This window comes from Rhizobium sp. CB3060 (assembly GCF_025200735.1).
In the GTDB taxonomy this organism is placed as follows: domain Bacteria; phylum Pseudomonadota; class Alphaproteobacteria; order Rhizobiales; family Rhizobiaceae; genus Rhizobium.
In genome coordinates this window covers 3919704-3946037 of record NZ_CP104158.1, presented here as the reverse complement: position 1 = coordinate 3946037, position 26334 = coordinate 3919704, and the positions used below count along the sequence as shown (strand labels likewise).

Annotated in this window: 28 protein-coding genes and 1 tRNA gene; 10 read left to right on the top strand and 19 right to left on the bottom strand. The window is 60.1% G+C overall.

The annotated features are described in order from the left end of the window. A complete protein-coding gene (locus N2601_RS18975; protein WP_104821688.1) occupies positions 1 to 1026 on the bottom strand; it encodes a histone deacetylase family protein in 1026 nt (341 codons plus the stop codon). A 152-nt stretch (positions 1027 to 1178) separates the two neighbouring features. Between N2601_RS18975 and N2601_RS18970 the strand changes: the two genes are divergently transcribed. Then, positions 1179 to 1787 carry an HAD family hydrolase gene (locus N2601_RS18970; RefSeq protein WP_104824953.1) on the top strand — a complete coding sequence of 203 codons (609 nt, stop codon included), beginning with the start codon at positions 1179 to 1181 and terminating at the stop codon, positions 1785 to 1787. 15 nt (positions 1788 to 1802) lie between these two features. Here N2601_RS18970 and N2601_RS18965 read toward each other — a convergent pair whose 3' ends face one another. Together N2601_RS18965 and N2601_RS18960 are read right to left on the bottom strand one after the other, a co-directional pair. Further along, positions 1803 to 2324, bottom strand: coding sequence for a GNAT family N-acetyltransferase (locus N2601_RS18965; RefSeq protein ID WP_104821687.1), 522 nt, complete (start codon positions 2322 to 2324; stop codon positions 1803 to 1805). 18 nt (positions 2325 to 2342) lie between these two features. Next, on the bottom strand, positions 2343 to 2915 hold the full coding sequence (locus N2601_RS18960) for a helix-turn-helix domain-containing protein (protein WP_445944972.1): 573 nt from the start codon (positions 2913 to 2915) through the stop codon (positions 2343 to 2345). A gap of 173 nt (positions 2916 to 3088) precedes the next feature. Between N2601_RS18960 and lepA the strand changes: the two genes are divergently transcribed. Together lepA and N2601_RS18950 are read left to right on the top strand one after the other, a co-directional pair. After that, the gene (gene lepA / locus N2601_RS18955) at positions 3089 to 4921 is read left to right on the top strand and encodes a translation elongation factor 4 (RefSeq protein ID WP_104824951.1); all 1833 of its coding nucleotides are present in this window, start codon (positions 3089 to 3091) and stop codon (positions 4919 to 4921) included. A gap of 59 nt (positions 4922 to 4980) precedes the next feature. Then, entirely contained in the window at positions 4981 to 5211 is a 231-nt protein-coding gene (locus N2601_RS18950; protein WP_104821686.1) for a type II toxin-antitoxin system CcdA family antitoxin, read from the top strand. A 23-nt stretch (positions 5212 to 5234) separates the two neighbouring features. Here N2601_RS18950 and N2601_RS18945 read toward each other — a convergent pair whose 3' ends face one another. Next, on the bottom strand, positions 5235 to 5690 hold the full coding sequence (locus tag N2601_RS18945; protein ID WP_104821685.1) for a GFA family protein: 456 nt from the start codon (positions 5688 to 5690) through the stop codon (positions 5235 to 5237). A 143-nt stretch (positions 5691 to 5833) separates the two neighbouring features. Between N2601_RS18945 and N2601_RS18940 the strand changes: the two genes are divergently transcribed. Then, the gene (locus N2601_RS18940) at positions 5834 to 6658 is read left to right on the top strand and encodes a DUF2066 domain-containing protein (protein ID WP_158704413.1); all 825 of its coding nucleotides are present in this window, start codon (positions 5834 to 5836) and stop codon (positions 6656 to 6658) included. A gap of 23 nt (positions 6659 to 6681) precedes the next feature. Here the strand turns inward: N2601_RS18940 and N2601_RS18935 are convergent, their stop codons facing one another. Next, positions 6682 to 7410: a type 1 glutamine amidotransferase gene (locus N2601_RS18935; protein ID WP_104824950.1), complete on the bottom strand. Its 729-nt coding sequence runs from the start codon at positions 7408 to 7410 to the stop codon at positions 6682 to 6684. Positions 7411 to 7531: 121 nt separating this feature from the next. Between N2601_RS18935 and N2601_RS18930 the strand changes: the two genes are divergently transcribed. Continuing rightward, positions 7532 to 7825 (top strand): SelT/SelW/SelH family protein, encoded by a 294-nt coding sequence (locus N2601_RS18930; RefSeq protein WP_028750867.1) that lies wholly within the window; start codon positions 7532 to 7534, stop codon positions 7823 to 7825. 96 nt (positions 7826 to 7921) lie between these two features. Here the strand turns inward: N2601_RS18930 and N2601_RS18925 are convergent, their stop codons facing one another. Together N2601_RS18925 and N2601_RS18920 are read right to left on the bottom strand one after the other, a co-directional pair. Beyond that, positions 7922 to 8059 carry a hypothetical protein gene (locus tag N2601_RS18925; RefSeq protein WP_199773510.1) on the bottom strand — a complete coding sequence of 46 codons (138 nt, stop codon included), beginning with the start codon at positions 8057 to 8059 and terminating at the stop codon, positions 7922 to 7924. A 161-nt stretch (positions 8060 to 8220) separates the two neighbouring features. Further along, positions 8221 to 8646 (bottom strand): BA14K family protein, encoded by a 426-nt coding sequence (locus tag N2601_RS18920; RefSeq protein ID WP_104821683.1) that lies wholly within the window; start codon positions 8644 to 8646, stop codon positions 8221 to 8223. 187 nt (positions 8647 to 8833) lie between these two features. Between N2601_RS18920 and N2601_RS18915 the strand changes: the two genes are divergently transcribed. Both N2601_RS18915 and N2601_RS18910 read left to right on the top strand, forming a co-directional pair. Further along, positions 8834 to 10255 (top strand): phosphomannomutase, encoded by a 1422-nt coding sequence (locus N2601_RS18915; RefSeq protein WP_199773558.1) that lies wholly within the window; start codon positions 8834 to 8836, stop codon positions 10253 to 10255. Positions 10256 to 10347: 92 nt separating this feature from the next. Beyond that, positions 10348 to 10432, top strand: a tRNA-Leu gene (locus tag N2601_RS18910). Between the two features lie 228 nt (positions 10433 to 10660). Here N2601_RS18910 and N2601_RS18905 read toward each other — a convergent pair. From N2601_RS18905 to N2601_RS18880, 6 genes are all read right to left on the bottom strand, one after another. Then, the gene (locus tag N2601_RS18905; RefSeq protein ID WP_260303277.1) at positions 10661 to 11749 is read right to left on the bottom strand and encodes a hypothetical protein; all 1089 of its coding nucleotides are present in this window, start codon (positions 11747 to 11749) and stop codon (positions 10661 to 10663) included. 272 nt (positions 11750 to 12021) lie between these two features. Beyond that, complete coding sequence (locus N2601_RS18900; protein WP_104821680.1) at positions 12022 to 12333, bottom strand: hypothetical protein; 312 nt, start codon at positions 12331 to 12333, stop codon at positions 12022 to 12024. A 145-nt stretch (positions 12334 to 12478) separates the two neighbouring features. Next, positions 12479 to 14398 (bottom strand): beta-N-acetylhexosaminidase, encoded by a 1920-nt coding sequence (locus N2601_RS18895; RefSeq protein WP_104821679.1) that lies wholly within the window; start codon positions 14396 to 14398, stop codon positions 12479 to 12481. A 27-nt stretch (positions 14399 to 14425) separates the two neighbouring features. Further along, on the bottom strand, positions 14426 to 15202 hold the full coding sequence (locus N2601_RS18890; protein WP_104821678.1) for an SDR family oxidoreductase: 777 nt from the start codon (positions 15200 to 15202) through the stop codon (positions 14426 to 14428). 179 nt (positions 15203 to 15381) lie between these two features. Further along, positions 15382 to 16245 (bottom strand): MurR/RpiR family transcriptional regulator, encoded by an 864-nt coding sequence (locus N2601_RS18885; RefSeq protein ID WP_104821677.1) that lies wholly within the window; start codon positions 16243 to 16245, stop codon positions 15382 to 15384. 87 nt (positions 16246 to 16332) lie between these two features. Further along, the gene (locus N2601_RS18880) at positions 16333 to 16722 is read right to left on the bottom strand and encodes a RidA family protein (protein WP_104821676.1); all 390 of its coding nucleotides are present in this window, start codon (positions 16720 to 16722) and stop codon (positions 16333 to 16335) included. Positions 16723 to 16833: 111 nt separating this feature from the next. On the opposite strand from N2601_RS18880, the gene N2601_RS18875 reads away from it, so the two are divergent. From N2601_RS18875 to N2601_RS18865, 3 genes are read left to right on the top strand one after another with little or no spacing between them, the layout of a single operon-like run. Further along, positions 16834 to 17319, top strand: a complete 486-nt coding sequence (locus N2601_RS18875; protein WP_104821675.1) for a hypothetical protein — start codon at positions 16834 to 16836, stop codon at positions 17317 to 17319. Positions 17320 to 17330: 11 nt separating this feature from the next. Beyond that, positions 17331 to 18821, top strand: a complete 1491-nt coding sequence (locus N2601_RS18870; RefSeq protein ID WP_104821674.1) for a M81 family metallopeptidase — start codon at positions 17331 to 17333, stop codon at positions 18819 to 18821. Between the two features lies 1 nt (position 18822). Further along, entirely contained in the window at positions 18823 to 19926 is a 1104-nt protein-coding gene (locus N2601_RS18865) for a D-TA family PLP-dependent enzyme (RefSeq protein WP_104821673.1), read from the top strand. 211 nt (positions 19927 to 20137) lie between these two features. On the opposite strand, the gene N2601_RS18860 is transcribed toward N2601_RS18865, so the two are convergent. From N2601_RS18860 to N2601_RS18835, 6 genes are all read right to left on the bottom strand, one after another. After that, positions 20138 to 21274: an ABC transporter ATP-binding protein gene (locus N2601_RS18860; protein WP_104821672.1), complete on the bottom strand. Its 1137-nt coding sequence runs from the start codon at positions 21272 to 21274 to the stop codon at positions 20138 to 20140. 84 nt (positions 21275 to 21358) lie between these two features. Further along, positions 21359 to 22588: an ABC transporter substrate-binding protein gene (locus N2601_RS18855; RefSeq protein WP_104821671.1), complete on the bottom strand. Its 1230-nt coding sequence runs from the start codon at positions 22586 to 22588 to the stop codon at positions 21359 to 21361. A gap of 35 nt (positions 22589 to 22623) precedes the next feature. Further along, complete coding sequence (locus N2601_RS18850; RefSeq protein ID WP_104821670.1) at positions 22624 to 23481, bottom strand: carbohydrate ABC transporter permease; 858 nt, start codon at positions 23479 to 23481, stop codon at positions 22624 to 22626. Beyond that, positions 23478 to 24362, bottom strand: coding sequence for a carbohydrate ABC transporter permease (locus N2601_RS18845; RefSeq protein WP_104821669.1), 885 nt, complete (start codon positions 24360 to 24362; stop codon positions 23478 to 23480). The genes N2601_RS18850 and N2601_RS18845 overlap by 4 nt, the downstream gene beginning before the upstream one ends. 13 nt (positions 24363 to 24375) lie before the next feature. Next, complete coding sequence (locus tag N2601_RS18840; RefSeq protein ID WP_104824949.1) at positions 24376 to 25536, bottom strand: Gfo/Idh/MocA family protein; 1161 nt, start codon at positions 25534 to 25536, stop codon at positions 24376 to 24378. Between the two features lie 194 nt (positions 25537 to 25730). Then, the gene (locus N2601_RS18835) at positions 25731 to 26063 is read right to left on the bottom strand and encodes a hypothetical protein (protein WP_260303274.1); all 333 of its coding nucleotides are present in this window, start codon (positions 26061 to 26063) and stop codon (positions 25731 to 25733) included. Between the last annotated feature and the right edge of the window lie 271 nt (positions 26064 to 26334).

Genomic DNA, 26334 nt, shown 5'->3' with positions numbered 1-26334 from the left:
TCAGGCTTCGAGGCCCATGAGGACGTTGGCGACGTTCAGGCCGATCTCGGGCACGCCATAACCGCCCTCCATGCAGACGAGAACCGGCAGGCCGGCGCCGGCAACGCGCTCGCCCATGCGAATGAAATCCTGCGACGTCAGCTTGAAAAAGGAGATGGGATCGCGCTCGAACGTATCGACGCCGAGCGAGAGCACGATCGCCTCCGCGCCGAAATTCTTGATGCGGGCGAGAGCCTCGGCAAGTGCCGCCGACCATTCTTCCCAGGACGTGCCGCGCGGCATCGGATAATTGCGGTTCGCCCCCAACCCTTCGCCTTCGCCCTTCTCGTCGACATGACCCAAGAAATAGGGGAAGGCATGGATGGGATCACCATGCAGCGAAGCGGTGAAGACATCGCCGCGCCGATAGAAGATATCCTGCGTGCCGTTGCCATGATGGAAATCGACATCGAGCACGGCCACTTTCTTCGTGCCGTGGTCGCGCAGCCGCTGCGCGGCGACGGCGGCATTGTTGATGAAGCAATAACCCCCGAAGAGATCGTATCCGGCGTGGTGGCCGGGCGGGCGGCAGAGGGCGAAGGCATAGCGATTGCCGGCATGGAGCCAATCGGCACCCGTCAATGCGCAGCGCATCGATGCGAGCGCCGCTTCATAGGAGCCCTTGGTGATCGAGGTGTCGGCGGCGTTGGCATAATGGCCGATCATGCCGACAATGTTTTCCGGCACGCGCTGGCTGGTGCGCCGCACGGGAAAAGAATTGGCGATCGCCTCACCCTTGTAACCGGCCGCAACCCAGCGCTCCCAGACCACGCCCAGAAAATCGAGATAGGCCGGATCGTGAACCTTGCGCGCCGTCTCCAACCCATGCGCTTCCGGCGCGACGATGTCCGCAAAACCGGCCTCCTTCACGGCGGCCAATATCCATTCGGCACGGAACGGCGCTTCGAAAGGCGTCACAAGCTGCCCATCATGCAGTTCTGTCTTGGCGTCCCTCAGCTTGTGATCTTCCGAATAGATGACGCGCATGGCAGCCTCCTGACGCCGGCTAAATTCCCTGGGGAATGCAGAGGCTTACACGGATTGCAGGACGGAAAAAAGAGCCGCATGCGCTCTTGATCGCCGGCAGAAACAACGCCACCTTCCCCATGCCTTTCATTCCACTGGGAGATTCGCGCCGCATGAAAGTTCTGATGGTCGATGTCGACGGTGTGCTGGTGCATGGGCGACCCGGCGATGGCCTGCACTACTGCACCTATCTGGAACGCGATCTCGGTATCAAGCGTGAGGTGCTTCAGGAAGAATTCTTCAGGAAAGACCATTGGGGAGACGTCGTTACCGGCCGCGACAATCTGGAACCCCGGCTCACCCGCGTTCTGGAGAGGATCGCGCCGGGGCTGAGCGCCTCAACGCTGATCGACTACTGGTTCGAGAACGACTCCCGCCTCGACCAAGCCTTGCTTGGCGACCTCGCGGCGCTGCGGGCCAAGGGCATCCCGATGTACCTGGCGACCAACCAGGAGCATCGCCGCGCCGCCTATCTGATGGAAAAGCTTGACCTATCCTCCTATTTCGACGGCATCTTCTATTCCGCCATGCTCGGCTACCAGAAGCCCGCGCCTGAATTCTTCCGGCTGGCCACCGAGCGCGTCGGTATCGAAGCCCATGAGATCGCCTTCATCGACGATTATCCCGCCAACATAGAGGCCGCGCGGCAATTCGGCTGGAAGGCCATGCACTGGACGACGACTTCGACGCTGAATGACGCGCTTGCCGCATTTTCACAGTGACTATGCCAACCGAGTTCAGGCGGCGATCCGCTTATAGAACAGCGTCGTATCGCAAAGGCCGCCTTCCGGCCACATGGCGTAATCGGGGATGACCCCGACCCGCTGCCAGCCGAGACGGGGATAGATGGCTTCGGCTTCGCTGCCGGTTGCGGTATCAAGCACCAGCAGGGTCTTGCCGCGCTTGGCCGCTTCACGCTCAGCCGCCGCCATCAGCAGTCGCGCCAGCCCCTTGCCACGCGCAGAGCGATGCACCAGCAATTTCTTGAGATCGCCGCGATGCGGCTGGTTCGGCATCTGCGCCGCGCCTACCTGCACGGTACCCACAACTTTGCCCTCGATCTCGGCTACCAAGAGCAGCGTAGCGCCGCTCTCGACGCTGTCGGCGACGCCTTGCCAATAGGGCATGGCGTCGGCTGGCTTATACGGCTGCATGAAGCCGACCGAGGCGCCACCGTTGACGCAATCGGCGAGCACGTCGCAGAGGTCAGGAGCGACGGCGCGGGCTTCGGCGGCGGAAAGAAGACGAATATCGGGCATGAAAAAGGTCCTTGACGATTATGAGCGGCCGCGATCGAGGATGACGCAATAGCGCGCCGGACCCTCGCCGGGATTATGAAAGGCATGACCGTCGCCGACGCCCATGAAGAGGCAATCCCCGGGCATCAGGCGATGGGTGACATCACGATGGGTCACCTCCATCTCGCCTTCGAACAGCCAGACATGTTGTGTCATGGCAAGGCTCGCGGCATTCGGAGGAAAGCTAACGCGTGCGCCGGCGGGGAAGACGACTTCAACAACATCCACCTTCGATTCCGTTCCCGGTGGCGAGACGGCGCGTCTGATATAGCCGGTTTCCGGATCGCGCCAGACCGCTTGCTGGTCGCGGCGAGCCAATGGCGACACGTCCTTGGCGTCCTCGGCGAAGAAGGCTGAGAGCGACAGGCCGAGGGCTGCGCAGAGCCTTGACAACAAGGACGCCGTCGGGCTCGCCTCGGCCCGCTCGATGCGCGAAATCATCGCACGGCTGACGGCGGAGGCATTCGCCAGCTCGTCCAGCGTCAGACCGCGAGCGATGCGCAACTGCTTGATGCGCGCCCCGATCGCCAGTTCCAGATCGTCGTCTATCATCTGCCCCGCACTATTCGACTGAAATTCCAATATAAGAGAAATACACGATCAAATAATGGAATCAAGCGCGATAATGATCTTGATAAATGGAGCGCCCGAAAAGCCTGCCTTCATGCGAATATAGCCGCCAAAACCCCGCTTTTCCGCTTTGCGGCGCGGGGCGGCGCTGCTATATGGCGCGCATGAGCACCAATTCCACCACTCCGCTTTCGCATATCCGCAACTTCTCGATCGTGGCCCATATCGACCACGGCAAATCGACGCTGGCCGACCGCCTGATCCAGACGACGGGCGGCCTCGCCGAACGCGAGATGTCGGAGCAGGTGCTGGACAATATGGAGATCGAGCGCGAGCGCGGCATCACCATCAAGGCCCAGACCGTGCGCCTGCACTACAAGGCGAATAACGGCGAGACCTATATTCTCAACCTGATCGACACGCCCGGACACGTCGACTTCGCCTACGAAGTCTCCCGCTCGCTGTCGGCCTGCGAGGGCTCGCTGCTGGTGGTCGATGCCAGCCAAGGCGTCGAGGCGCAGACGCTCGCCAACGTCTATCAGGCGATCGACAACAACCACGAACTCGTCACCGTGCTCAACAAGATCGACCTGCCGGCGGCCGAACCGGACCGCATCAAGGAACAGATCGAGGAAGTGATCGGCATCGACGCCTCCGACGCCGTGCTGATCTCTGCCAAGACCGGCCTCGGCATTCCCGACGTTCTCGAAGCCATCGTTCATAAGCTGCCGGCGCCGAAGAGCGCGGGCGGCGAAAAGGCGCCGCTGAAGGCGCTGCTGGTCGATAGCTGGTACGACACCTATCTCGGCGTCATGGTTCTCGTGCGCATCATCGACGGCACGCTGACCAAGGGCCAGACCATCCGCATGATGGGCACGGACGCGAAATACCAGATCGAGCGCGTCGGCGTGCTGACGCCGAAGATGGTCGCCGTCGACAGCCTCGGCCCGGGCGAGATCGGCTTCATCACCGCTTCGATCAAGGAAGTAGCCGACACCCGCGTCGGCGATACTATCACTGAGGACAAGCGCCCGACCGCTGCGCCGCTGCCTGGCTTCAAGCCGGCGCAGCCTGTCGTGTTCTGCGGCCTCTTCCCCGTCGATGCCGCCGATTTCGAGGACCTGCGCTCGGCCATGGGCAAGCTGCGCCTCAACGACGCCAGCTTCTCCTTTGAAATGGAATCTTCTGCCGCTCTCGGCTTCGGCTTCCGCTGCGGCTTCCTCGGCCTGCTGCATCTGGAAATCATCCAGGAGCGCCTGGAGCGCGAATTCAATCTCGACCTGATCGCGACGGCCCCTTCGGTCGTCTATCAGCTCACCATGACCGACGGCACCGAGATCGAGCTGCACAATCCGGCCGACATGCCCGACGTCGTCAAGATTTCCGAATTCCGCGAGCCGTGGATCAAGGCAACGATCCTGACGCCGGACGATTATCTCGGCTCGATCCTGAAGCTCTGCCAGGACCGCCGCGGCATCCAGACCGAGCTGACCTATGTCGGCAACCGCGCCATGATCACCTACGACCTGCCGCTCAACGAAGTCGTTTTCGACTTCTACGATCGTCTGAAGTCGATCTCAAAGGGCTATGCCTCCTTCGACTACAGCCTGACCGATTATCGCGAGAGCGACCTCGTCAAGATGTCGATCCTCGTCAATGCCGAGCCGGTGGATGCGCTCTCCATGCTCGTACACCGCTCCGCCGCCGAAAAGCGCGGCCGCGTCATGTGCGAGAAGCTGAAGGACCTCATCCCGCAGCACATGTTCCAGATCCCGATCCAGGCCGCCATCGGCGGGCGCATCATCGCTCGCGAGACGGTGAAGGCCCTGCGCAAGGACGTGACCGCCAAGTGCTACGGCGGCGACGCCACCCGCAAGCGCAAGCTGCTCGACAAGCAGAAGGAAGGCAAAAAGCGCATGCGGCAGTTCGGCAAGGTCGAAATCCCGCAGGAAGCGTTTATTGCAGCGCTGAAGATGGGGGATGAATAAAGCTCTTCTGAATGGCGGATCACGCGCATATAGTTTGGGCATAATTTGAGGAACGCCTCATGGCCCAAACGACGCGCAAAGCCGCCATTTTGTCTCTGGACGAAAGACTGCTTTCAGATGCCCGTGAACTGAAAATCAATATCGCGCGTGCGGCCGAAGATGGCATAGCGCACGCCATCAAAGCCGAGCGTGAGCGCCTATGGCGTCTGGAAAACGCCGAGGCTATCGAACAAGCCAATGCTTACGTTGAAAAACATGGCGTGCCGTTCGGAAAATACAGGCAATTCTGACGGCACGATTTCGCAGCTAGAATTTATGCCTGCTCCCCATACTCCTTGATGAGCCCCTCATACTCGTTCATCTCCGGCAGCGCCGCATAGCTGTGCTTTGCCGGTGTCGTCACCCAGGGCAATTTTTCTCTTGTCCAGGTCTCGACGAAGGGCGTGAACCAACTGGGGTCGTCGAGCATGGTCGGGCGCAGGTTGACGAACCAGTCGAACCCTTCCAGGCGCGTGAACATCCAAGTCATGCAGTAGGGGCAGAAATAGTGCTTCAGGTTTTCGTCGTGCATGCCGCCGATAACGGGTTCGCCTTGCGTGACTTCGAAACCTTCGCTCGGAATGGCGACGCTCAGCGAATAGGCGCTGGAGGACATGCGCTGACAGCCGGTGCAATGGCAGGCCATGGTCAATAGCGGTTTGGCGCTGATCTTCAGTCGCACCTCCCCGCAACGGCATCCACCTTTCCAGGGTAATTCTGGCTGGATCATGATCTCGCCTCCTCCGGTTTCTATGAAATCTAGTGGCCTTGACGCCGTTGTCAAAGCCATCGTCAACGTCGCTCGGCCATCATAATCTGACATTGCCTGCCGCTTGTTTTCACGACACCATGGCAGCGTTCGGAGATATCCCGATGTTGAAATCACGATCGATTGCCATCGCCTTCGCGCTCGCAGTCATCAACGAGGCAGCCGTCGCTCACGCCGATGATCAGAGCCGGCTTTACCGAGCGCAGGCAATCGTTACCGGCACTGGCGCCATCAATCGCGAACTCGGCTTCAAGGATTGCCTGGGTCGCGTGCTGGTCAGGGTCAGCGGCGATCAGCGTGTGACGACGGAGAATGCCTTTCAAGCGATGCTGCCGCGTGCCGGCTCCTTCGTCGCGACCTACAGCTATCGCGATCGCCTGGAAGGTATCCCGATCCATGACGAGCAAGGCACCCACGACCGGCCGCAGGACCTCACTTGCATCTACATGCCCGATACCATCGATCAATTGCTGTCCACGCTCGGGCACAAGCCGTGGCTGTCACCGCGCCCGAAACTCGCGATTTTCTTGGTCGTACGCGATGCGCAACGCACTTTCACGCTGACCCGCGACGGTGACGAAAGCCCTTACATGATCGACGCTTTCGAAGCGGCCGCCAGACCGTTTGCCATGGCAATCATTATGCCCAACAAGGCAATGCTGGTCAGCCGGGGCCTCACCACAACGGGTTTGACGGGGACGGCACAGCAGGAACTCGATGCCTTGGCCAAGACCATCGGCGGCGATATCGCCTTGGCGGGTTCGCTTGTCTGGAGCGACAAGGATCTCGGCTGGGTCGCCGATTGGTCGATGATGGAAAGTGGAAAAATCCATCACTGGCGAATCCGCGGCGTCAGCTTCGATGACGCATTTCGCAACGCTATAGGCGGGGCGGCACAGATCGCCTCCGGCAATGGAGAGCCGCAATAGATGGGCTAGCCGATTGAACCGCTCTAAGACGCCGCCTGCAGCTCCACCTCAGCACCAATCGTCCTCACCCACGCCCGGGCGATCGTCAGCCCGGCGATCTCAGCCGCCGGTGCATTCTTTGCGGCGATCTCGGCATAGCGCTCCAGCCAGCCGGGTTCGTTGCGCTCGATCGTCGCCTTGAACTCCGTCCGCCAGCCTTCGACAACGGCGGTATTGGCTTCGAAATGGAACTGCGTGCCGTAAGCGGCGCGGCCGATGCGGAAGGCTTGGTTGTTGGTCACCGCGTTGGTGGCGAGGCGAATGGCGCCTGTCGGCAGCGAAAACGTGTCGGAGTGCCATTGGAAGATGGTGAAATCATCGCCCAAAGCAGATAGCAGCGGATCGGCCTTGCCTTCCTCGGTGACGCCGACGGTTTTCCAGCCGAATTCATGGGCGGCACCGAGAAGATTTTCGGCCTCGTAGGCGCGGGCCAGAATCTGGCTGCCGAGGCAGATGCCGAGCACGGCCTTGTCGGCCTCCTCGAACCGACGCATGAGCCTTGCGAGCTCCGGCAGATAGGGGTGGGTGTCGTCGTCGCGGGCATTCTGCTCGCCGCCGAGCACCACCAGCGCATCATGCGCCGCTACATCGCTCGGAAGCCGCTCGCCATCCCACGCACGGAACCATTCGATCTCCGCTCCCGCTTCTTCCAGCGCGATGCCGAGGGCGCCGAGCGGCGTATCTTTCATGTTTTCGACGATGGCGACCCGCATTCCCATGACCCCCGAATACAATTCGGGCAAAATGAACATGGGAGGGCCGACGACGCAAGAGGCCAGCTTGCGGCCGATTAAAGTTGAGCCTAAATGTCAGCAAACAACAAGGAAACCGCCGATGACCGACAAGCCCCGGATCACCATTCTCTATTGTACGCAATGCAACTGGCTGCTGCGCGCCGGCTGGATGGCGCAGGAACTGCTGCAAACTTTCAGCGACAGCGTGGGCGAAGTGGCGCTGATCCCCGGCACGGGCGGCAACTTCGAAATCCGTATCGATGGCGAGCTGTTGTGGGAGCGCAAGCGCGACGGCGGCTTCCCCGGTCCGAAGGAGCTGAAGCAGCGGGTGCGCGATATCATCGATCCCGATCGCGATCTCGGCCATACCGACCGCGGATCGCTGGAGAGCTGACTACCCCATTCTCCGGCGCACCTCCGCGGCGCGCCGGCCGATATTCCGCCGACTGACATATCGAGAAGGCGCGGCCTGCGGCGCGTCTTCGCTCCGTCACTTATCTTTCCTGCCGAGGCTGATCGTGCTGGCAGCCTGCCTGACCTGAGAACCAGGCTGCTGCTTTACAGCGACGATCTTGCCCTTCTTGGGTTTCCGCGCTTCGCGGGTACTTCTCAATTGACCCTTTGCCATTTTGGGCTCCTTGCTTCGCCCGCGACCCTGTGGAAGCGGCGACATTATAGGGACTGCCCAAGTCGCGAGAAAAGCAAGCGATTTATTTTCGCTTCCTCATATAGACAAGGCGAATGGATGTGCTCTGTGCTGAAACCGGCGCCAGAGGCGCTCCCGCTCACTCAATAATAGGGGGAGCGGCAGGTCTGAAAGCCGTGGTGAAGGGTGGTGTAGAGATTGGTGCCGGGATTGTAGGTCCGATAATGTTCGGAGCACCATATCTGATGCCGCGTGCGATTGTTGACCGGCGCCGGGTAATTGGTTCTCGGCGGAACAGGATTGCGCGGCTGGATATAGATGCGGGGATTGTCAAAGCGCGACCTCCTATCGAGGCTCCGCGGCGTATAGGGAATGGGATAGCCAGGCGGGCGGTACCATTGCTGCGAGCCGAAACCGAAACAACCGCGAGCGTCGCAAACAGTGGGCCCAACCCTTGGGGGAGGCAGGCCGAGCTTCGGGCTGTTCGAGGCCGCATTGGCGAGATCCGGTGGCGACAACAAAACGAGGCTGACGGCGCAGCCGAACGCGATCTTGCCGAAAACAGTCATGGCAGACTCCTGTTGCTGGTCTTGGCGACCCAGCATCTTTTCCCGCGGCTCGCTCTATATTTGGGGCTTCCCTCAAGGCAAAACCAGGGGCGCGAAGGCGGCTATCGGCCGCGATCGATCGGTTGATCCTTTCCCCCGCTTGTTCCATAAGAGGCGCAACATTCCGAGGAGATTGCACGTGAGCAGCTTGAAATTTGGAACCAGCGGCCTTCGCGGCCTGTCCGTCGATCTCATGGGACGGGCATCTGCCCTCTACGCCACGGCCTATGCCCGCCACCTGTTGAAGAGCGGCCATGCGCAGCCCGGCGATCTCATCCTGGTCGGCCGCGATTTTCGCGAGTCCAGCCCGGCGATCTCGGCCACCTGCATCGGCGCGCTGAAACGCGCCGGCCTCACGCCAGTCGATTGCGGCACGGTGCCGACCCCGGCGCTGGCGCTTTACGGACTAGAGCTCAAGGCCGCCTCGCTCATGATCACCGGCTCGCATATTCCGGCCGACCGCAACGGCATCAAATTCTACCGCCCCGACGGCGAGATCGACAAGCAGGACGAGCTGGCAATCAGCACTGAGGCCGCTGACATCGGCGACGCCGACCTCGATGAGACGCCCGGCACTTGCGACGACCGGAAGGCGGAAGCCGAGGCGCTGTTCTTCGAGCGCAATGTCGCCCTGCTGCCCGCCGACAGCCTCGCCGGCCTCACCATCGGCGTCTATCAGCACAGCACCGTGGCGCGCGATCTGCTCGGCCTGGTGCTGGCCCATTACGGCGCGCGCGTCGTGCCGCTCGGCCGCTCCGAAAGTTTCATCCCGGTCGATACCGAAGCGGTCTCGGCCGAAACCATCCGCCTGTTGAAGGGCTGGGCGCCGGAGCATGGGCTGGATGCGATCGTCTCCGCCGATGGCGATGGCGACCGGCCGCTTGTCTCCGATGAAACCGGCGAGCCGCTGCGCGGCGACCTGCTCGGCCTGATTGCCGCGAATTTCCTCGGCGCGGAAGTCGTAGTGACGCCGGTCACCTCCAATTCCGGCATCGAGGCCGCCGGCTCCTACGCCGTTACCCGCACCCGCGTCGGCTCGCCCTATGTCATCGCCGGCATGGATGAGGCCTTAGCGGCCGGCAAGGCCAATGTCATGGGCTTCGAGGCCAATGGCGGCACGCTGACGGCAAGCCGCTTCATCATCGAGGGACAGCCGATCCGCGCCCTGCCGACGCGCGACAGCTTCCTGCCGATCCTGGCGACGCTCTACGCCGCCGCGCGGGCAGAGCAATCGCTGTCGGCCGTTGCCGCCAACTACCGCCTGCCGTTTGCCGCCGCCGACCGGCTGGAGAATTTTCCGGTCGAAACCAGCGGGGCGCTGATGGCCTATCTGCGCGCCTCCGACGCCAATCTCGCCGCCTTCCTGGCGCCGGTCGCCGGCGTCGCGTCAAAGAGCGATATAGACGGGCTGCGGGTGACGCTGGCCGACGGCCGAATCATCCATTTCCGCCCCTCCGGCAATGCGCCGGAGATGCGCTGCTATGTCGAAGCGGCAGATGAAAACGAGGCAAAGGCCTTGCTGGAACAGGGACTTGGCCTCATCCGCGCCTGGGCGGCGGCCCGGGGTTAACCCGGGCTTCAACCGCTTTTTTCAAGATTGCCACGAAAACTTCAAAAACCCTGTTGACACCGGACAGCCACCCCCTTACATGCGTGTCCGTCGCCCAGATGGCGGAATTGGTAGACGCGCAGGTTTCAGGTACCTGTGCCGCGAGGCGTGGAGGTTCGAGTCCTCTTCTGGGCACCATTTCCTTTTGATCACTGCCAAGATCAAAGAGTTAGATTTCGTGAAAGTTTGCGCGTTTTGTGCCTTGTGACAAAGGCCTGCGGCAATGCGCTTGGGGCTTGGGCCGCGCGGTGGCTTCGAAGGTTCTTCCGACGCCCATCTCTCCATGTGGGTAATCTCGCCACGGCTGCTCCGTGAATACCTGTGAGAAATCTGGCTCTAAACTTTATTGAAGCACCAAGTCGGGTTCTACTGCATCAGGTTGATCAAATGAGTGTTTATGAAGTCAGCGCACTTCTGCCCGTGTTCGATCTGAATGTATCGTGCCATGAACTCGTCCATTCTCGCGCTGTATAGCTTTGTGATCTTTTCCTTGAGAGCCCCTTCCACCTGAGTCGGCACGCCGTATCCGGTGGAGTAGACCTTGGTATAGTAGGATTTGCCTTCGGGGATGTTAGCCTCAAGTAACCGCATGTTTTGATTGGCGAAAGCAAAACCCAAGAATACAATAGCTCTCGCTTGGGCGATGGCAGTCTTAATCGCATCCACTTGTTGTGAATCACGAATCGACTCAGACCACGTGACGAGCGACTCGCTTACTCTCCAAAGATCCAATCGATCGAGATCGGGGCCGTAGGGTATGTAGTCCCGGTCCAACAAGCCCTGAGGGAGCCTTCCCAACGTCCCATACGGATGTATGATCCGCATGTTACTAACAATCTTGTACGCCTGCTCGCGGGAAACTTTATAAAAACTCCGTTCAATGGCCGCGATAAGATAAAATTCAATGCATCTGTCGTAGTTGAAACAGATAATGGTAATATTGCTACCAATGTTGTCGACGTCGGTTGTGCGAACGCCGTCGAATAGCGCCCGAGCGAAAGTCGCAATCCACGCGTTATCTAGAGCTTCCCAGTTTAGATCCTGCCTGTTCCTATCTCGGTTAACCGCGAGCTTCGAAGCACCTTCCGCTTTTGCAATAGCATAGGCAATCTGAAGCTTTCCCACTTCGGCAATATGTGGCACGTGATTGTTTCGGTCGATGAATGAGTCAATCGAGCCGGCGGAGTCAATCGCCCGGTAAATCTCTGCGCATGCCTCAAAACGGGCATTGATTTCATCGTTGCGGTTCTCATACCGCCTGACGATTGCATCGTGGATTTCTTTGACACCCTCCTTAAGCCCGTAGTCAAAACGGAACTTTGAGTTTTGCTTGATGGTGTTCATCAATTTCCAGCCGACCGGCAAATTAAATTCGTCGCTAGCACCAGCACCAATCACAAAAACAGTATTGTCTTTGAACATAAGTAGAGGGCCTGAAAGTTCGTTGAGTTCCAAGAAATGCACATTTGATCTATATGCGCGATTCGAAGATTGGACCCGTTATGCTCCATTTGCAAAGGGTACTGTGGGCCGCTCTACTATCTAACATTACTCAATAACCATTGTTGCTGAGAATGAGGGCTAATATCCATAATTCTGGATACCAATCTGATTTGATCGCCGCCAAAATCAAACCGCAGATCTTCCCGGAAGCAGAGGTCCCGAGATCTCCTTCTCTGCAGCTTTTCAGATCGAACCCGACATTGAATAGAGTCGGCTTACATCGCTCACTTGCGATTATGCCCCTTCCCCGTCGTCGAGACACAGCGCTGAACCTTGCAGCTCGGATTGTCCGAGGTTGGCACTGAGGCGCTCGACATGGCACCACGGTTAATGCAGGCCGCCGAGTTTGAGACGTAGCGATCGTACATCATCAGATTGTTGACGCTGTGCGAGGGGTATCGCAGGACGATTTCGCCCTCTCGGGCAATCTTGTCGTGAAGAGCCGAACAGGTCATGCGATGGGAGTCATAGCGGGACATTGCCATTGCGCTTGAGGCGGATAGCGCCAATGCCACGAGCAAAATGATCTTCTTCATGGGGTTTCCTCTTCTAGGTGACAGACGTCGCTATCGAAAGGAACCACATTATCCTGCATCTATTCTATCAGTTTCGTGACATAGCCATGCGCTGCCGGCAATGCAGGCAATCACGGCTGCGGCAATCACGACCCTGGACATCTGCCTATAGGGCCGGACTGAGCCGCACGATCGCGGCGAAGCGCTCCCAATTCTTGCCCGCCTTCGGCGTCCAGGCGGCTTCGGCGATGGCCGGCAGCCGGGGGAAGACGAGGCGGTTGAAATAGGCGCGGGAGAGGAAATTTTCGAGCCAGATGCAGGCCTGCACGCCCTTTATCCGGTCCTTCAATTCCTCGGGGAACTCGCCTTCCGCCTCATAGGCGTAGGTATGCGCTGGGGGTACGGTGCCGGCCCAACTCGCGCCCGGCTCCTGCCAGGCTTCCGCCTGCACCATGTCGAGGTAATAGGCCTGGCCGGGGGTCATCACCACATCATAGCCTTCGCGCGCAAGCTCGATGCCGACCTCCGGTTTCTCCCAGGCCATCAGCAGCGTGCCTTCCGTGCCGACGCCGCCGCCATGGGCGACTTCGTTCCAGCCGGCTAGCTTGCGGCCGCGCGCCGTCAGCATCGTCTTCACCCGCTTCAGGAAATAGGATTGCAGCGCGAACGTGCCGGATATGCCTTCCTGCTCCATCAGTTTGCGGGCGAGCGGCGAGGCGAGCCAGGAACCGTTGGCCACTTCGTCGCCGCCGATGTGGATATATTCGGAGGGAAACAGCTCGACCATTTCATCGAACACTTTCCCGAGGAACTCATAGGTCGGCTCCACGGCCGGGTTGAGGGCATTGTTGGGATAGCCCTGGACGGAATGATAGCTCTCCGGCGCTTCCTGCCCGTCGGCCAGATCCGGCAGGGCGACGAGGGCGGCTGTGCTGTGGCCGGGAATATCGATTTCCGGCACGACCTCGACGCCGAGCGCCAGAGCATGAGCGACGATCTCCCTGACATCTCCCTGCGAATAGGAGCCGTCCACCGGCTCAGCGCCGTTTCCAAGCTGCGGCAGCAGAGGTTCGTCCGGGCCGCGCAGCACGCCAGTCGAGGTTAGCTGCGGATAGGCCTTGATCTCCAGCCGCCAGGCCTCGTCGTCGGTCAAATGCCAATGGAAGATATTGAGCTTCAGCCAGGCGAGGATATCGATCAGCCGCTTCACATTCTCCTTCGGGTGGAATTGCCGGGAGACATCGAGATGGCAGCCGCGCCAGCCGTAACGCGGCTGGTCGGAGATCGTGCCGGCGGCCGGAAAGCGGAATTTGCCGGGTTCGCGCCGCGCGCCGTCCAGAAGCTGCGCCAAGGTCGTCAAACCATAGAGACGCCCGGCCTCAGTGCCATAGGCAAGCGTGATCTCTTCGGCCGAGAAAGTGAGCTGATAAGCTTCCTTGGCGAGAGCCGGCCGCTCGACGAAGCGCAAGGGCCTGCCCTGCGGCGCGGCTATGAGGCTGAATGGCGCGTGATTGGCCGGAAACAGGCGCTGGAAGAGCGCCAGCGACGTCGCAACTGCCTTCAGGCTGGCAGCATCGGTTCCCTTGACGGGATAGAGCACGACCGGAAAGCTTTCGCCCGGCTTGGCATCGATCGCCGCTGGCCAAGGCTGGATGGCGAAGGGAAGATCGAGCTTGCCTTCCGGCAGCAGCACCGGCGGCGGCTCGCTGACGCGACCTTCAAGCAGGAGATCGGTGACGGACACCGGCACATGGCTGCCGTCGGACAGTGTCAGATAGGCGGATTTGGCGCCATCGGTGCAATGTTTCGCTGTCCGGTTCAGGCCGCTGACGCTGAAGGTCCAGCTTTCGCCCGATGCCAGGGAGAGGCCGGCAGGCGGGGCGAATTCATGGAAATTGGCGTTGCGGCGCAGGAAGACGGCATTGTCGCAAGCCTTGGGATCGATGACGCGCGTCAGCGAGGTATAGACGAGGCGGAAACCGGTGAGCGGCGCATCCGAGAGATTGATCAGCGTAAAGGTCAGGCGGCCGTTCGGTCCGCCATCGGGGGACCAGGTGTTTTCGAGATGATAGGAAGCCGGCTGCATATCTATTCTCTCCTTAACGACAAGCGTTCAATAATGATCGGACTGTGAAAATGTATGCGCCAGCTCGGCCTGCCCCGCCGTCAGGCCGCAATCGACCGGCAGGCAGACGCCGGTGATGGCGCTGGCAAGCGGGCCGGCGAGAAAGGCAACGGCATTGGCGACATCGGCCGGATCGACGACGCGCTGCAGCGGATACCAGCGGCGGGCCTCTTCGAAGACATTGGGATTGGCGGCCGCACGCGCCTCCCAGGCCTGCGTGCGCACCGTGCCCGGCGCGACCGCATTGGCGCGGATGCCGAACTTGCCGTATTCGACCGCGACCAGCCGAGTGAAATGCAACAAACCAGCCTTGGCGGCGCTATAGGCGGGATGGCCGAAGACGGCCATGCCGTTGACCGAGGCGATGTTGACCAGCGATCCCTTTGACGCCTTCAGCATATCCTCGACGGCGCGGAAACAGAGGAAGGCGGCTTCGAGATTAAGGGCATTGTCGGCGCGCCAGATATCCGGCGTCGTATCATGCAGGCTGACGGCGCGGGCCGCTCCCGCATTGTTGACCAGGGTCTTGACCATACCCAGTCCCGCGGCGGCCTTTGCCATTTCGGCAAGGTCGGCCTCGCTGGTGACATCGGTTTTCAGGGCGATGAAGCGTTCCGCCGGTCCCAGCTCTTCCGCAGCCTTTCGAACGGCAGCGGCATCGATATCGACCAGCAGGACGATATCGTGATCATCCGCGAGACGCCGGGCAATGGCGCGGCCGATATCGCCGGCAGCTCCGGTAACGATGGCGACGGATCGGGTCATGCATCTCTCCCCTGCTGCGTTTCTGTTCTTTCGCAATTCCGGACGGAAAGCGGCTCACGCACTTTTCCTAAAGCTCGTCGCGATCTTTCAGATTCGCTCCCACGCTTTAGCTCCTTGTTTTTGCATGTCGTTTTCGCAAAACCGCCGCACACTTTTGCGCGACATGCATTAGAATCGCTTTAGTCCCCGAGAAGCTGGCGGTCGTCGCCGTCGCGATGAGTGACGAGCTGTTGCTTGATGCGACGCAGCGTTACCGTCGCTTGCGGCTGGATGCGGTAAGCGACAAGGCTGGCGAGGATATCCACGACCGCGAGATAGGCGATGCGCGTCGATGTCGGGCGATAGATATTGTTGCCCTCGGGCAAATCGACCGGCACGGTGATGTCAGCGGCAAGCGCCACCGGACTGTGGCTCTGCGTCAACGCAATCGTCGGCACCTTGGCTTCGCGGGCGAGCATAAAGGCCCGCACCAGCTCGGCATTGCGGCCCGACAGCGACGAACCGATCAGCACGTCCGTCGGCTTGGCGGCGGCGGCCATCATCAACTGCATGCTGTGATCGGAACTGGCGGTGACGCGCAGGCCGAGGCGGAACAGCCTGTTCTGCAGCTCGCTGGCGATCATCGAGGAATTGCCGCCGGAGCCGAAGGCGTAGATCATCTCGGCGCCGGCAAGCCTGTTGGAGGCCTGCTCGATGGCGGGGATATCCAGCCCGCGATGCAGCAGGAACAGCGCATTCTGCGCCTTGGTGATGATGTCCTGCGCGACATCCGCCGGCGCGATGCTCTTCGGCTCCGGCTTGATGTAGCGCATGCCGACATAGGCGGTGCGGGCAAGCTGCACCTTGAAATCGGAAAAGCTCTCGCAGCCGAGCCGACGGCAGAAGCGCGTCACGGTCGGCGGCGAAACATCCGCCTTGCCGGCAAGCTCGATAATGGAGGCGTTGACCGCAAATTCGAAATCGTTGAGGACGATGTCGGCAATGCGGTTTTCCGACTGCGACAACCGCCCTCTTTCCTCCTGCATGGTCGTGAAAATATCCACAGACGTCCCCCATTTTAATGCACAATCCTATCCAAAAGCCGCTATGCGCCCTTCCAAGATCATGCAGCCCCTGACAGTCTTCCTACCTCACGCTTCCGGCGCCTTGTAGGCGATGCAGTCGATCTCCACCTTGCAATCCACCATCATCGACGACTGCACGCAGGCGCGCGCCGGCGGATGCGCGCCGAAGTAGTCCTGGTAGATCTTGTTGAAGCTCCAGAAATCACGGGGATCATCGAGCCACACGCCGACGCGGACGACATGCTCGAGGTCATAGCCGGCTTCATGGAGAATGGCGATGAGGTTGCCGATCGCCTTATGGGTCTGGGCGACGATGCCGCCATCGATGATCTCACCATCTTCCATGGCGACCTGGCCGGAGACATGGAGCCAGCCATTGGCTTCGACAGCGCGCGCGAAAGGCAGCGGCTTGCCGCCCGCACCCGTCTGGACAGCGCCATAACGCTTGATGGTCATTTTCAATCCTGCAAATTATTTTCGTGACACGTTGACAAATGACCATAGAAAGCAGAATTTGACCAGTGAAAATCGCAATTTATGAAAAGAATTTCAATATTGGCGGGTACAATGCGCGATCCCTTTAAAAATCCCTTCCCTGCCGACGACGCTGCCCGGCACGCAATCTGGGAGATGCTGGTGCCGCGCGATATCGACGCCTTTCTCGCAGCCGACTGGTCGCAGGTGGCGGACGATTTCGTCGAAGACGGCTTCATCGGCATCGACGGCCGCCGCGAAGTCAGTCCCGACAAATGGCGCCTCACCTTCCCGACGCTTGCGGCCTACCGCGACGAATGGTTGCGGCAAGCGCGCGATTTTGCCGGCCAATCCTTTGCGGAAGACCCGCGCACCGCCATCTTTACGACGACTACGCTGGAAGACATCGAGATCGAAGGCGATATGGCGCTGGTGCGCAAGAAATTCGATGGCAGCCTGAAGAAAGCCGATGGCGACGTCGATGTGCTGAAATGGCAGACGCTTTATTATTGCCGTCTGCATAATGGCCGCTGGAAGATTTCCGGCTTTACCGGTTACCTGCCGAATCCAATGGAATAGAGGCGACGGCGTTGCGCATTTTCACCGCGGTGCTCGCGACCGAGACGAACACTTTTTCTCCGATCTGCGTCGATCGGCGCGCCTTCGAGGCTTCCCTCTATGCGCCGCCGGGCGAGCATCCGGAGACGCCGACGCTTTGTTCGGCGCCGATCACAGTCGGCCGGCGAGTGGCCGCGGAAAGGGGCTGGGAGCTGATCGAGGGCACGGCCGCCTGGGCCGACCCGGCCGGCCTTGTGAATCGCACGGCCTACGAGGGCCTGCGTGACGAAATCCTCGACCAGCTTCGCGCCGCCATGCCGGTCAATGCCGTCGTGCTCGGCCTGCATGGCGCGATGGTTGCCGCCGGCTACGAGGATCCCGAGGGCGATTTCCTGTCGCGGGTCCGTCAGATCGTCGGGCCGGACATTCTCGTCTGCGCCGAACTTGATCCACACAGCCATCTGACGAAAAAGCGTCTCGCAGCGGCAAATTTCTTCGTCTACTTCAAGGAATTCCCGCATACGGACTTCGTCGATCGCGCCGAAGACCTCTGGCGCATCGCCGTCGATACGCTGGGGGGCCGCGTACAGCCGGTCATGTCGGCCTTCGATTGCCGTATGATCGACGTCTTTCCGACCTCGCGCGAGCCGATGCGCTCCTTCGTCGACAAGATCATGGCGCTCGAGAAAAGCGATGCTGATATTCTGTCCATCTCCGTGATTCACGGCTTTATGGCCGGCGACGTCCCGGAAATGGGTACGAAACTGCTGGTCGTCACAGATAATAAGCCGGATAAGGGCTCCGCCCTCGCCCGCGACCTCGGCTTGGAGCTCTTTTCCAAGCGCGGCACCTTCATGATGCCGCAGATCGACGAAAAGCAGGCCGTGACCGAGGCCATGGCTGCCAGTTCGGGGGCCGCACGCTCGGGTCCGGTCGTCATCGCCGATGTCTGGGACAATCCCGGCGGCGGCACGGCGGGCGATGCGACCGTCATCCTCGAAGAATTGCTGACCCGCGGCGCCTGTGACACGGCGATCGGCACGATCTGGGACCCGATGGCGGTGCAGATTTGCATGGCGGCCGGCGAAGGTGCGGAAATTCCGCTGCGCTTCGGAGCGAAATCTGCGCCCGGCACCGGCAATCCGATCGACGGCGTCGTCAAGGTCGTGCGTCTGGTCGCCAATGCCGAAATGCGCTTCGGCGAAAGCCTGGCGCCCTTCGGCGATGCGGCGCATATTGAATTCGAAGGCATCGACATCATCCTCAATTCGACGCGCGCCCAAAGCTTCGATCCGAGCCTTTTCTCGGTGATGGGCATCGATCCCACGCAGAAGAAGATCCTGGTGATCAAGTCGACCAACCACTTCTTCGCATCCTTCTCCAAGATCGCGTCGGAAATCCTTTACTGTTCGGCCGGAACGCCCTATCCGAACAATCCGGCGCGCACGCCCTATCGCCGCGCGCCCAAGGATATATGGCCGATGGTTGCCGACCCGCATGGGTTACAAGAGGGAGCTGCCTGATATGGCGCAGGATATCGTCTCGGACATCAGCCCCAGGCCAGGCGACCGCATTGACGATCTTTCGACGCCACGCCCGATCATCGACGAAGACCGCATGATGGCGAATATCGCCCGCGTGCAATCCTATATGGATGCGCATGGGCTGAACTTCCGGCCGCATATCAAGACGCACAAGATCCCCGCGCTGGCGAGCGCCCAGGTGGCGGCAGGCGCCAACGGGATCAACTGCCAGAAGATCACCGAGGCCGAGGTGTTCGCCCATGCCGGCTTCGAAGATATCCTCATCACCTTCAACATCCTCGGTCCGGAAAAGCGCGCTCGCCTCTCTGACCTCAACGATCGCATTTCCGGGCTGAAAGTCGTCGCCGACAGCACGGTTACGGTCGACGGCCTGTCAGCCCATTTCGCGACGCGCAAACCGCTCACCGTGCTGGTGGAGTGCGATACCGGCGGCGGGCGCTGCGGCGTGCAGTCGCCGGAAGAGGCCGCGGCATTGGCAAGGCATATTGCCGGCAGGCCGGGCCTGACCTTCGGCGGCCTGATGACATATCCGAAGCCAAATAGCGCTGCCGCCATACAGGCTTTTCTGGCCGAGGCCATCTCGCTCCTGAAGCGTGATGGCATCGCATGCCCCATCGTCAGCAGCGGCGGCTCGCCGAGCCTCTACGAGGCGCATCTGGTGACGGCGGCCACTGAGCACCGTGCGGGCACCTATATCTACAACGATCGGTCCATGGTGCGGGCGGGCCATTGCAGCGAGGACGATTGCGCCATGCATATCCTCGCGACCGTCGTCTCGCGCCCAACGCCAGACCGCGCCGTCATCGACGCCGGTTCCAAAGCGCTGACCTCCGATCTCCTCGGCTTTTCGGACTACGGCACCGTGGTCGGCTACCCCGAAGCGGTCATCACAAACCTTTCGGAAGAGCATGGGGTGATCGATCTTTCGAAATGCACCGGGCCTCAGCCGGCGATCGGCGAGAAGATCCGCATCATCCCCAACCACACCTGCGTCGTCTCCAACCTTTACGACCGCATGGTGTTTCACCGCGACGGCATCGTGACCCGCATCGAGGATGTCGCGGCGCGCGGGCTGGTCTGGTAGGGCGCCGCTGATTGTGCCAACCACCCGCTCTCGTGGTTCGAGGGCGCTGCGCGCCACCTCACCATGAGGGCTCACCTTCCGCGCCTCGCGGCTGCATATATCGTCTTTGCGTTGATGCGTGGTGACCGCTCGGCCTCATCCTGGGAGCACTGACACGGGAGCGCTTGCGGACTTGGCAGGGCCTCGAAGTGCGAGGCGGCCCCAAGGGCTTTCACGAAGAAGGTGTGCCCAACAGCTCCATATCGATATCCGTCAGCTCCACCTTGCGCTCGAAAGCCAGGCCGTTCTCATCGAAAAGATGGCAGTCGGCCAGGCGGATGCCCGTGACCAGCGGCACATCCGTGCGGATGGCGACGCTTCCCGGCAGCGTGGCGCAAAAATTCTCGCCGCTGTAACGCTCCAGCGCCGCATAGGCGACCGTCTGTGCCCCCAGCCGCTCGATCACTGTCGGCATGACTGTCAGGGATATATCGCCGCCGCCAAGCTGCACATGCTCCGGCCTGATGCCAAGCGTGAGCTCCTTACCGACGACGCCGTCTCGCGGGGCGACCGGCAGCAGCGCCGTCTGGCCTTTGTACTCCACCTCGACGCCTGCCTCGGTGACGCTCTTGCAGGTCACGGGCAGGAAATTCATCTTGGGGTTACCGATGAAACTCGCGACGAATTTATTTGCCGGCTTATGATAAAGCTCCAGCGGCTCGCCGGTCTGCGCGATCTCGCCGGCGTTCAGGACGACGATCCGGTCGGCCATGGTCATGGCTTCGACCTGGTCGTGGGTCACATAGATCATCGTTGCCTGCAACTGACGGTGCAGCTTGGCAAGTTCGATGCGCATATCGGCGCGCAGGGCCGCGTCGAGGTTCGACAGCGGCTCGTCGAACAGGAAGATTTTCGGCTCACGGACGATCGCCCGGCCGATGGCGACGCGCTGGCGCTGGCCGCCCGACAGCATGCCCGGCTTTTGCTGCAGGCGTTGATCGAGATGCAATATGCGGGCGGCGTGCTCTACCCTGGCCTTGAGCTTGTCTTCCGCCATCTTCTCGACGCGCAAGGGAAAGGCGATATTCTCGAACACCGTCATATGCGGATAAAGGGCGTAGGACTGAAAGACCATGGCGATGCCGCGCTTGACCGGAGGCAGGTCGTTGACGCGCGCGCCATCGATGACGATGTCGCCGCTCGTGACACCGTCGAGGCCGGCGATCATCCGAAGCAGGGTCGACTTGCCGCAACCGGAGGGGCCGACGAAAACGACGAACTCGCCATCCATAACGTCAAGCTCGACGCCTTTGATGACTTCGAAGTGGCCGTAGAATTTCCTGACCTGGTTAAGGTGAAGCTTTCCCAAACTCTGTCTCCGCGCGGCGCCGCCATCAGGCGGGCGGGGCTCAAAAGGCCGCGCGCGATGCGCGCGGCCCGGCGATTTGCAAGCCTATTTATATTGCTCGAGATCCCCGGCTGCCTTCTTCAAGGCATCCGCCGGCTGGGCCTTGCCGGTCACAACGGACTGGACCATCTCGATCATGACGTTCTGAAAGCCCTTATAGTCCTTGAACAGCGGTTCCGGACCACCATAGCCGATGCCGTCGATGAACGGCTTCCAGAAAGGATCCTTCTTTTCGAACTCATCGACCATGGGCGAAGGACGCAGAGGCGTCAGACCGGCGCCGCCTTGCAGTTCGTATTCGCCCTGCGGACCGGGAGAGGTGATGAACTTGGCGAATTCGATTGCCTTGTCCTCGACGCCGGTGCCCTTGAAGACCGCAAGGCTGTCGGTGATGAGCAGCGTGCCTTGGCCCTTGGCTGAAGGACCGAGCGGCAGCGGTGCGACGCCCCAGTTGATCTTCGTCTCCTTCAGGCGATAGGCAGCACCCGAGCCCGCCTGGATCATGCCGACTTTGCCGTCCAGGAAGATGGCGCGCACTTCGTTCTGTTCGTAAGCGGTCGGTCCTTCGACGGAATAAGGCGTGATATCCTTATAGGCTTGAAGGGCGGCCAGCACTTCCGGGCTGTCGAGGACGATCTTGTCGCCGTCGATCACCTTGCCGTTGTTGGTGTAAACCCAGTGCAGGAACTGGTGCATGGTGTTGTCGAACGTCTTGGCCGACAATCCATAGCCGGGGATACCGGTCTTCTCCTTGATCGCCTTGGCATCGGCAATTTCCTCGGCCCAGGTGGTCGGCGGCTTTTCCGGATCGAGACCCGCTTGCTTGAAGAGGTCCTTGTTCCAATAGAGCGCCTTGGTCGAGAAGGCGATCGGAACACCCCACTGCTGACCGTCGGAGGTGACGGTATCAACGATATTCGGATAGTAGCTCTTCTTCTCCTCGTCCGTCATCGGGATCGGAACGATCAGATCGTTCTCCGCGAACTGTTTGAGGGTGCGCGAGCCGACATAAGCCATGGCGACCGGGGTACCGGCTGCGGCGAGCGTCGTCGCCTTATCCTGGCACTGCTCCCAGCCGACGACTTCCGGCTTGACCGCCCAGCCGGGATTCTTGTCTTCCCACTGCTTGATATATTTCACATGGATCGGATCGATGCTGTCGCCGCAATAGATCCAGCTAATTTCCTTGTCGGCGGCTTGAGCATTCACGGCCCCAAGCGCAGTGGAGCCGAGCAAAGCAAGGGCCAACAGCCCTGTTTTGAAATGGAATGTCACGTTTAAGCTCCCCTTCTCTAGTGATTTTGGACGATTTATTGCTTCACCGCGCCGGCGGTCAGACCGCTGACGAGATAGCGCTGCAGGAAGAAGATCACGACCAGCGCCGGCGCGATGCCGACGAAGCTTGCAGCCATGAGTTCATTCCAGACAACCTCTTGCCGGCCGAAATAAGCGAACAGCCCAACCGGCAACGGCATGTATTCGGTCTTTGAATTGAATGTGAGCGCATAGATGAACTGCTGCGCATAGGCTTCGATGAAGGAGGAAATCGCCACCACGACGATGCCCGGCATCGCGATCGGCAGGATGACGCGGCGCAGCGTGTAGAGTTGGCTTGCGCCATCGACATAAGCGGCCTCGTCAAGCTCCCGGGGGATGCGCTTCATATAGGTGTGCAGCAGCCAGATCCCGGTTGGGATGATGAAGGCGACGCCCGGCACGATCATGGCGAAATAGGTGTTGAGCACGCCGAAGGAACGCATGAGCCGGAACAGCGGAATCAGCAGGACCGCACCGGAGAACATCTTGACGGCGAGAAAGGCGCCGAGCAGCAGTCCGGAGCCCCTGAACTCGAAACGCGCGAAGGCATAGGCAGCCGGCACCACCAGGATCAGCACGATGATGGTAATCGTGCCGGAAATCAGGAACGAGTTGAAGATGTACCAGCCGAAGCCCGGCACACTGGTCCACATGGTCCGATAGGCGGCGAACGAACCGTTTTCGGGAATGAAACGGTAGGGTGACGAGAAAAGCTGGCTGAGCGGCTTCAGCGAAACCAGAAACCCTTCGATGAAGGGCGCTAGTACAAAGGTAAGGAACAGCAGAATACCGGCATAGATGCCGATAAGTTCATACCATCTGTAGCGATTGATCATCGAAGGGTGGTTCATCGCTTGTCCCCCGTGGCAAAGCGGCTGGTCAGGCGGAAGTAAGCGAGGCAGAAGAGCGACAGGAAGATGCAGATCAGCACCGCACGGGCCGCCCCCTCACCATATTTGTAGGAGCCGATCGCCGTACGATAGGTATCGATGATCATCGTCGTCGTCTCGCCATTCGGACCGCCGCGGGTCAAGATCCAGATGATGTCGAAGGAGTTGAACGTCGAAATCAGCGACAGCATCGACATCGTGACCAGCGAGGGCACCAGGAGCGGCAGCGTGATGCGGCGAAAGCGGTAGGACCGCCCGGCACCATCCGTCCAGGCGGCCTCGTAGAGATCCTGCGGAATCGACTGCATGGCAGCCAGCATATAAAGCGTCACCATCGGCACGCCGATCCAGACGTCCGTTATAATCGTCGCCCAGAAGGCCGTGCTGCCAAAGGCCAAAAAGGCAACCGGGCCATCGACGAGACCAAAGCGCTGCAGCAGGCCGGAAATCATGCCGAACTGGCCATTATACATCCAGCCCCACATGAAGATGCCGATCGCCATCGGCACGATCCAGGGAGGCATGGTCAGTACCCGAAAAAGCGAGCGGCCTGGAACCGCCGAATTCAGCATCATCGCCCCGAAGGTGCCGATGATCATCTTGATCGACACGGAAAAGAACGTCCAGATGAAGGTGCGGACAATCACCGAGGCAAATGTTTCGTTGAAAATCTTCGCATAATTTTCGAAGCCGACCCAGTTTGTCAGCTTCTTCAGCGAGGCGTCGGTGAAGGACAGGATGACGGTGTCGACCAGCGGATAGGCGACGATGACGACGACGTAGAGAACGGCCGGAAGAAGCAGGAGCCAGGCGAAGATGACTGTGCTGCGTTGAACACCCATCTTGCGCCTCCCTCTATGCGGCCCGCGAGTGCAGCGCTTCGTCGAACTCGTCCCAGATCGGGCGGAGATCGACGACGGCTCTCTTCCTGCGAGCCTCGTCCATCGACAAGGCAAGAATGCCCGCTTCGAGCGCATTCAATGTCGAGACCGGCAGATGCTGCCCCGATCTGACATGCGAGATGATATCGGCCGCCATCTGCTCGTCAGCGCCGTAGTGCTGCGAAAGCACCGTGCGCGTCGCATAGGTCTTCTCGATCACCTTGTTGCCGGTGAGCATCTCGTGGACGTTGAAATAGCCGCGAATGAAATCGCCTTCCGCCATGCCGCGCGAGCCCATGATGGCGAAGCGACGGAACTGGTCCGGCACGTTCAGATTGGTGTGGAAGTTCATGCCGACGCCGTTGGCATATTCGACGATCGCCACCTGGTAATCGATGATGTCGCCATCGCTGTCGAAAACCTTGTCCGATCCCATCCAGCCGCTCGGCTTGCGATGGAAAAGCTCGAGATCGTTGATGCCCTCCCTTGCCGGGTCGTTTTCCGGAATGAAGCTCTTGCGCCCGCCAAAGCTTGCGACCCGCTCCGGTCGCGCGCCGACAACGCCATTATAGAGATCGAGGTCATGGCAGCATTTCTCCAGCATGAAGCTGCCGGAATAATGTTCGTAGCGGCGCCAGTCGCGCATGAAGAAGGCGCCGTGGTAGGGTTCGATATGCTCGGCCGCCTCGATGGAAACGATGCGACCGAGCTTTCCTTCGGCCTGCGCGACGAGCAGATCGCGATACATCGGCGAATAGCGCAGGACGAGGCCGACCATTAGCCGCTCATGGCCGAATTTTGCCATCAGGCGGGCAAGCTCGATACTGTCCCTAATGCTCGTGACGATCGGCTTTTCGCAGAAAATCTTGAGACCTGCCTCAAGCCCGAGGCGAATATGATCGAGATGCATGTGGTTCGGCGAACCAATCATCAGCAGGTCGAGCTTTTCACTGGCGATCAGCTCCTGCGGGGAGGCATAGGCCTTGCCGGCCGAAATGCCGTTTTCGGTCAGGCCCTGAAGGCCCGCCGGCTCGGGATCCACATAGCCCGCGATCTCGAAGCTGTCATCGATCGCTTTGAAAACATACCCCAGATATCCCAGACGGAATCCGAGTCCAATGATCCCCACTCGCATACTGGTAACGTTCCCGCTGCGTAATTTATTTTCGTCAGCTTGAGCGAAATTTTCCCATTCGTCAACGCGCTTCGGGAAAATACTCGAAATGATGAAATTCATTTTCAGATTGACGTTTAAGAACACGCTGCCGCTCTGGGGCGGGGCGCAGCGGATCGATCTCCTTGCCAGTTATTTTGGAGGAATGGCCGAGCCTATCTGTTGGGGCCGTTATATTGCCAATACTGATAGTTCGGTTTGCCGGTGCCTTCGGAGATGACGCCGTTTTGTTCGCAGATATAACCGAGACGCGGCATGTTGTGATAGAAGACGCCCTCGTGGAATCCGCGTATGCGCACCGTGGTCGTGCGGCACTCGAATTTTTCGTCAGCAGCCATCTTCGGTTCCGTCACCCCCGGAAGGTTCTTATAGGGATAGATCGGGCGGACATAGGGCTTGGGGAGCAGCGGATTGTCGGCAAAGGCAGCCACGGGCACGAGGCCGGCGAGAAGTAACGCGGCAATGACGATTTTCGGTCTGGTCCACATGGATTTCAGGATCCTTCCGGCATGCAGGCGAATGACAATACGCCGTCTGTCTCAGATATAATGATGCCCATGCAGCGCCAACAGATGACGCATGAAAATGACCTCGGAAACCGGCATGTCTGCAACCGCACATTCGTTCACAGCAAATTACGTCAGCGAAAACGCTTTTACTTGAGCATACACTATAAGCGTGCAATCTGAATTTGCGAAAAGTGAGAAGCCTGTTATATATAAATGGGGCTGTCGCTTTAGTTTATCTTGGTCGGGATTT

Bases quoted from the DNA above. Each gene is read 5' to 3' on its own strand.
- N2601_RS18840 (WP_104824949.1), bottom strand. From the start codon at position 25,536: ATGCGAGTGGGGATCATTGGACTCGGATTCCGTCTGGGATATCTGGGG.
- N2601_RS18920 (WP_104821683.1), bottom strand. From the start codon at position 8,646: ATGACTGTTTTCGGCAAGATCGCGTTCGGCTGCGCCGTCAGCCTCGTT.
- N2601_RS18930 (WP_028750867.1), top strand. From the start codon at position 7,532: ATGACCGACAAGCCCCGGATCACCATTCTCTATTGTACGCAATGCAAC.
- N2601_RS18940 (WP_158704413.1), top strand. From the start codon at position 5,834: ATGTTGAAATCACGATCGATTGCCATCGCCTTCGCGCTCGCAGTCATC.
- N2601_RS18890 (WP_104821678.1), bottom strand. From the start codon at position 15,202: ATGACCCGATCCGTCGCCATCGTTACCGGAGCTGCCGGCGATATCGGC.
- lepA (WP_104824951.1), top strand. From the start codon at position 3,089: ATGGCGCGCATGAGCACCAATTCCACCACTCCGCTTTCGCATATCCGC.
- N2601_RS18945 (WP_104821685.1), bottom strand. From the start codon at position 5,690: ATGATCCAGCCAGAATTACCCTGGAAAGGTGGATGCCGTTGCGGGGAG.
- N2601_RS18900 (WP_104821680.1), bottom strand. From the start codon at position 12,333: ATGAAGAAGATCATTTTGCTCGTGGCATTGGCGCTATCCGCCTCAAGC.
- N2601_RS18960 (WP_445944972.1), bottom strand. From the start codon at position 2,915: ATGATAGACGACGATCTGGAACTGGCGATCGGGGCGCGCATCAAGCAG.
- N2601_RS18895 (WP_104821679.1), bottom strand. From the start codon at position 14,398: ATGCAGCCGGCTTCCTATCATCTCGAAAACACCTGGTCCCCCGATGGC.
- N2601_RS18865 (WP_104821673.1), top strand. From the start codon at position 18,823: ATGGCGCAGGATATCGTCTCGGACATCAGCCCCAGGCCAGGCGACCGC.
- N2601_RS18965 (WP_104821687.1), bottom strand. From the start codon at position 2,324: ATGCCCGATATTCGTCTTCTTTCCGCCGCCGAAGCCCGCGCCGTCGCT.
- N2601_RS18875 (WP_104821675.1), top strand. From the start codon at position 16,834: ATGCGCGATCCCTTTAAAAATCCCTTCCCTGCCGACGACGCTGCCCGG.
- N2601_RS18975 (WP_104821688.1), bottom strand. From the start codon at position 1,026: ATGCGCGTCATCTATTCGGAAGATCACAAGCTGAGGGACGCCAAGACA.
- N2601_RS18835 (WP_260303274.1), bottom strand. From the start codon at position 26,063: ATGTGGACCAGACCGAAAATCGTCATTGCCGCGTTACTTCTCGCCGGC.
- N2601_RS18935 (WP_104824950.1), bottom strand. From the start codon at position 7,410: ATGCGGGTCGCCATCGTCGAAAACATGAAAGATACGCCGCTCGGCGCC.
- N2601_RS18845 (WP_104821669.1), bottom strand. From the start codon at position 24,362: ATGGGTGTTCAACGCAGCACAGTCATCTTCGCCTGGCTCCTGCTTCTT.
- N2601_RS18880 (WP_104821676.1), bottom strand. From the start codon at position 16,722: ATGACCATCAAGCGTTATGGCGCTGTCCAGACGGGTGCGGGCGGCAAG.
- N2601_RS18850 (WP_104821670.1), bottom strand. From the start codon at position 23,481: ATGAACCACCCTTCGATGATCAATCGCTACAGATGGTATGAACTTATC.
- N2601_RS18950 (WP_104821686.1), top strand. From the start codon at position 4,981: ATGGCCCAAACGACGCGCAAAGCCGCCATTTTGTCTCTGGACGAAAGA.
- N2601_RS18970 (WP_104824953.1), top strand. From the start codon at position 1,179: ATGAAAGTTCTGATGGTCGATGTCGACGGTGTGCTGGTGCATGGGCGA.
- N2601_RS18925 (WP_199773510.1), bottom strand. From the start codon at position 8,059: ATGGCAAAGGGTCAATTGAGAAGTACCCGCGAAGCGCGGAAACCCAAG.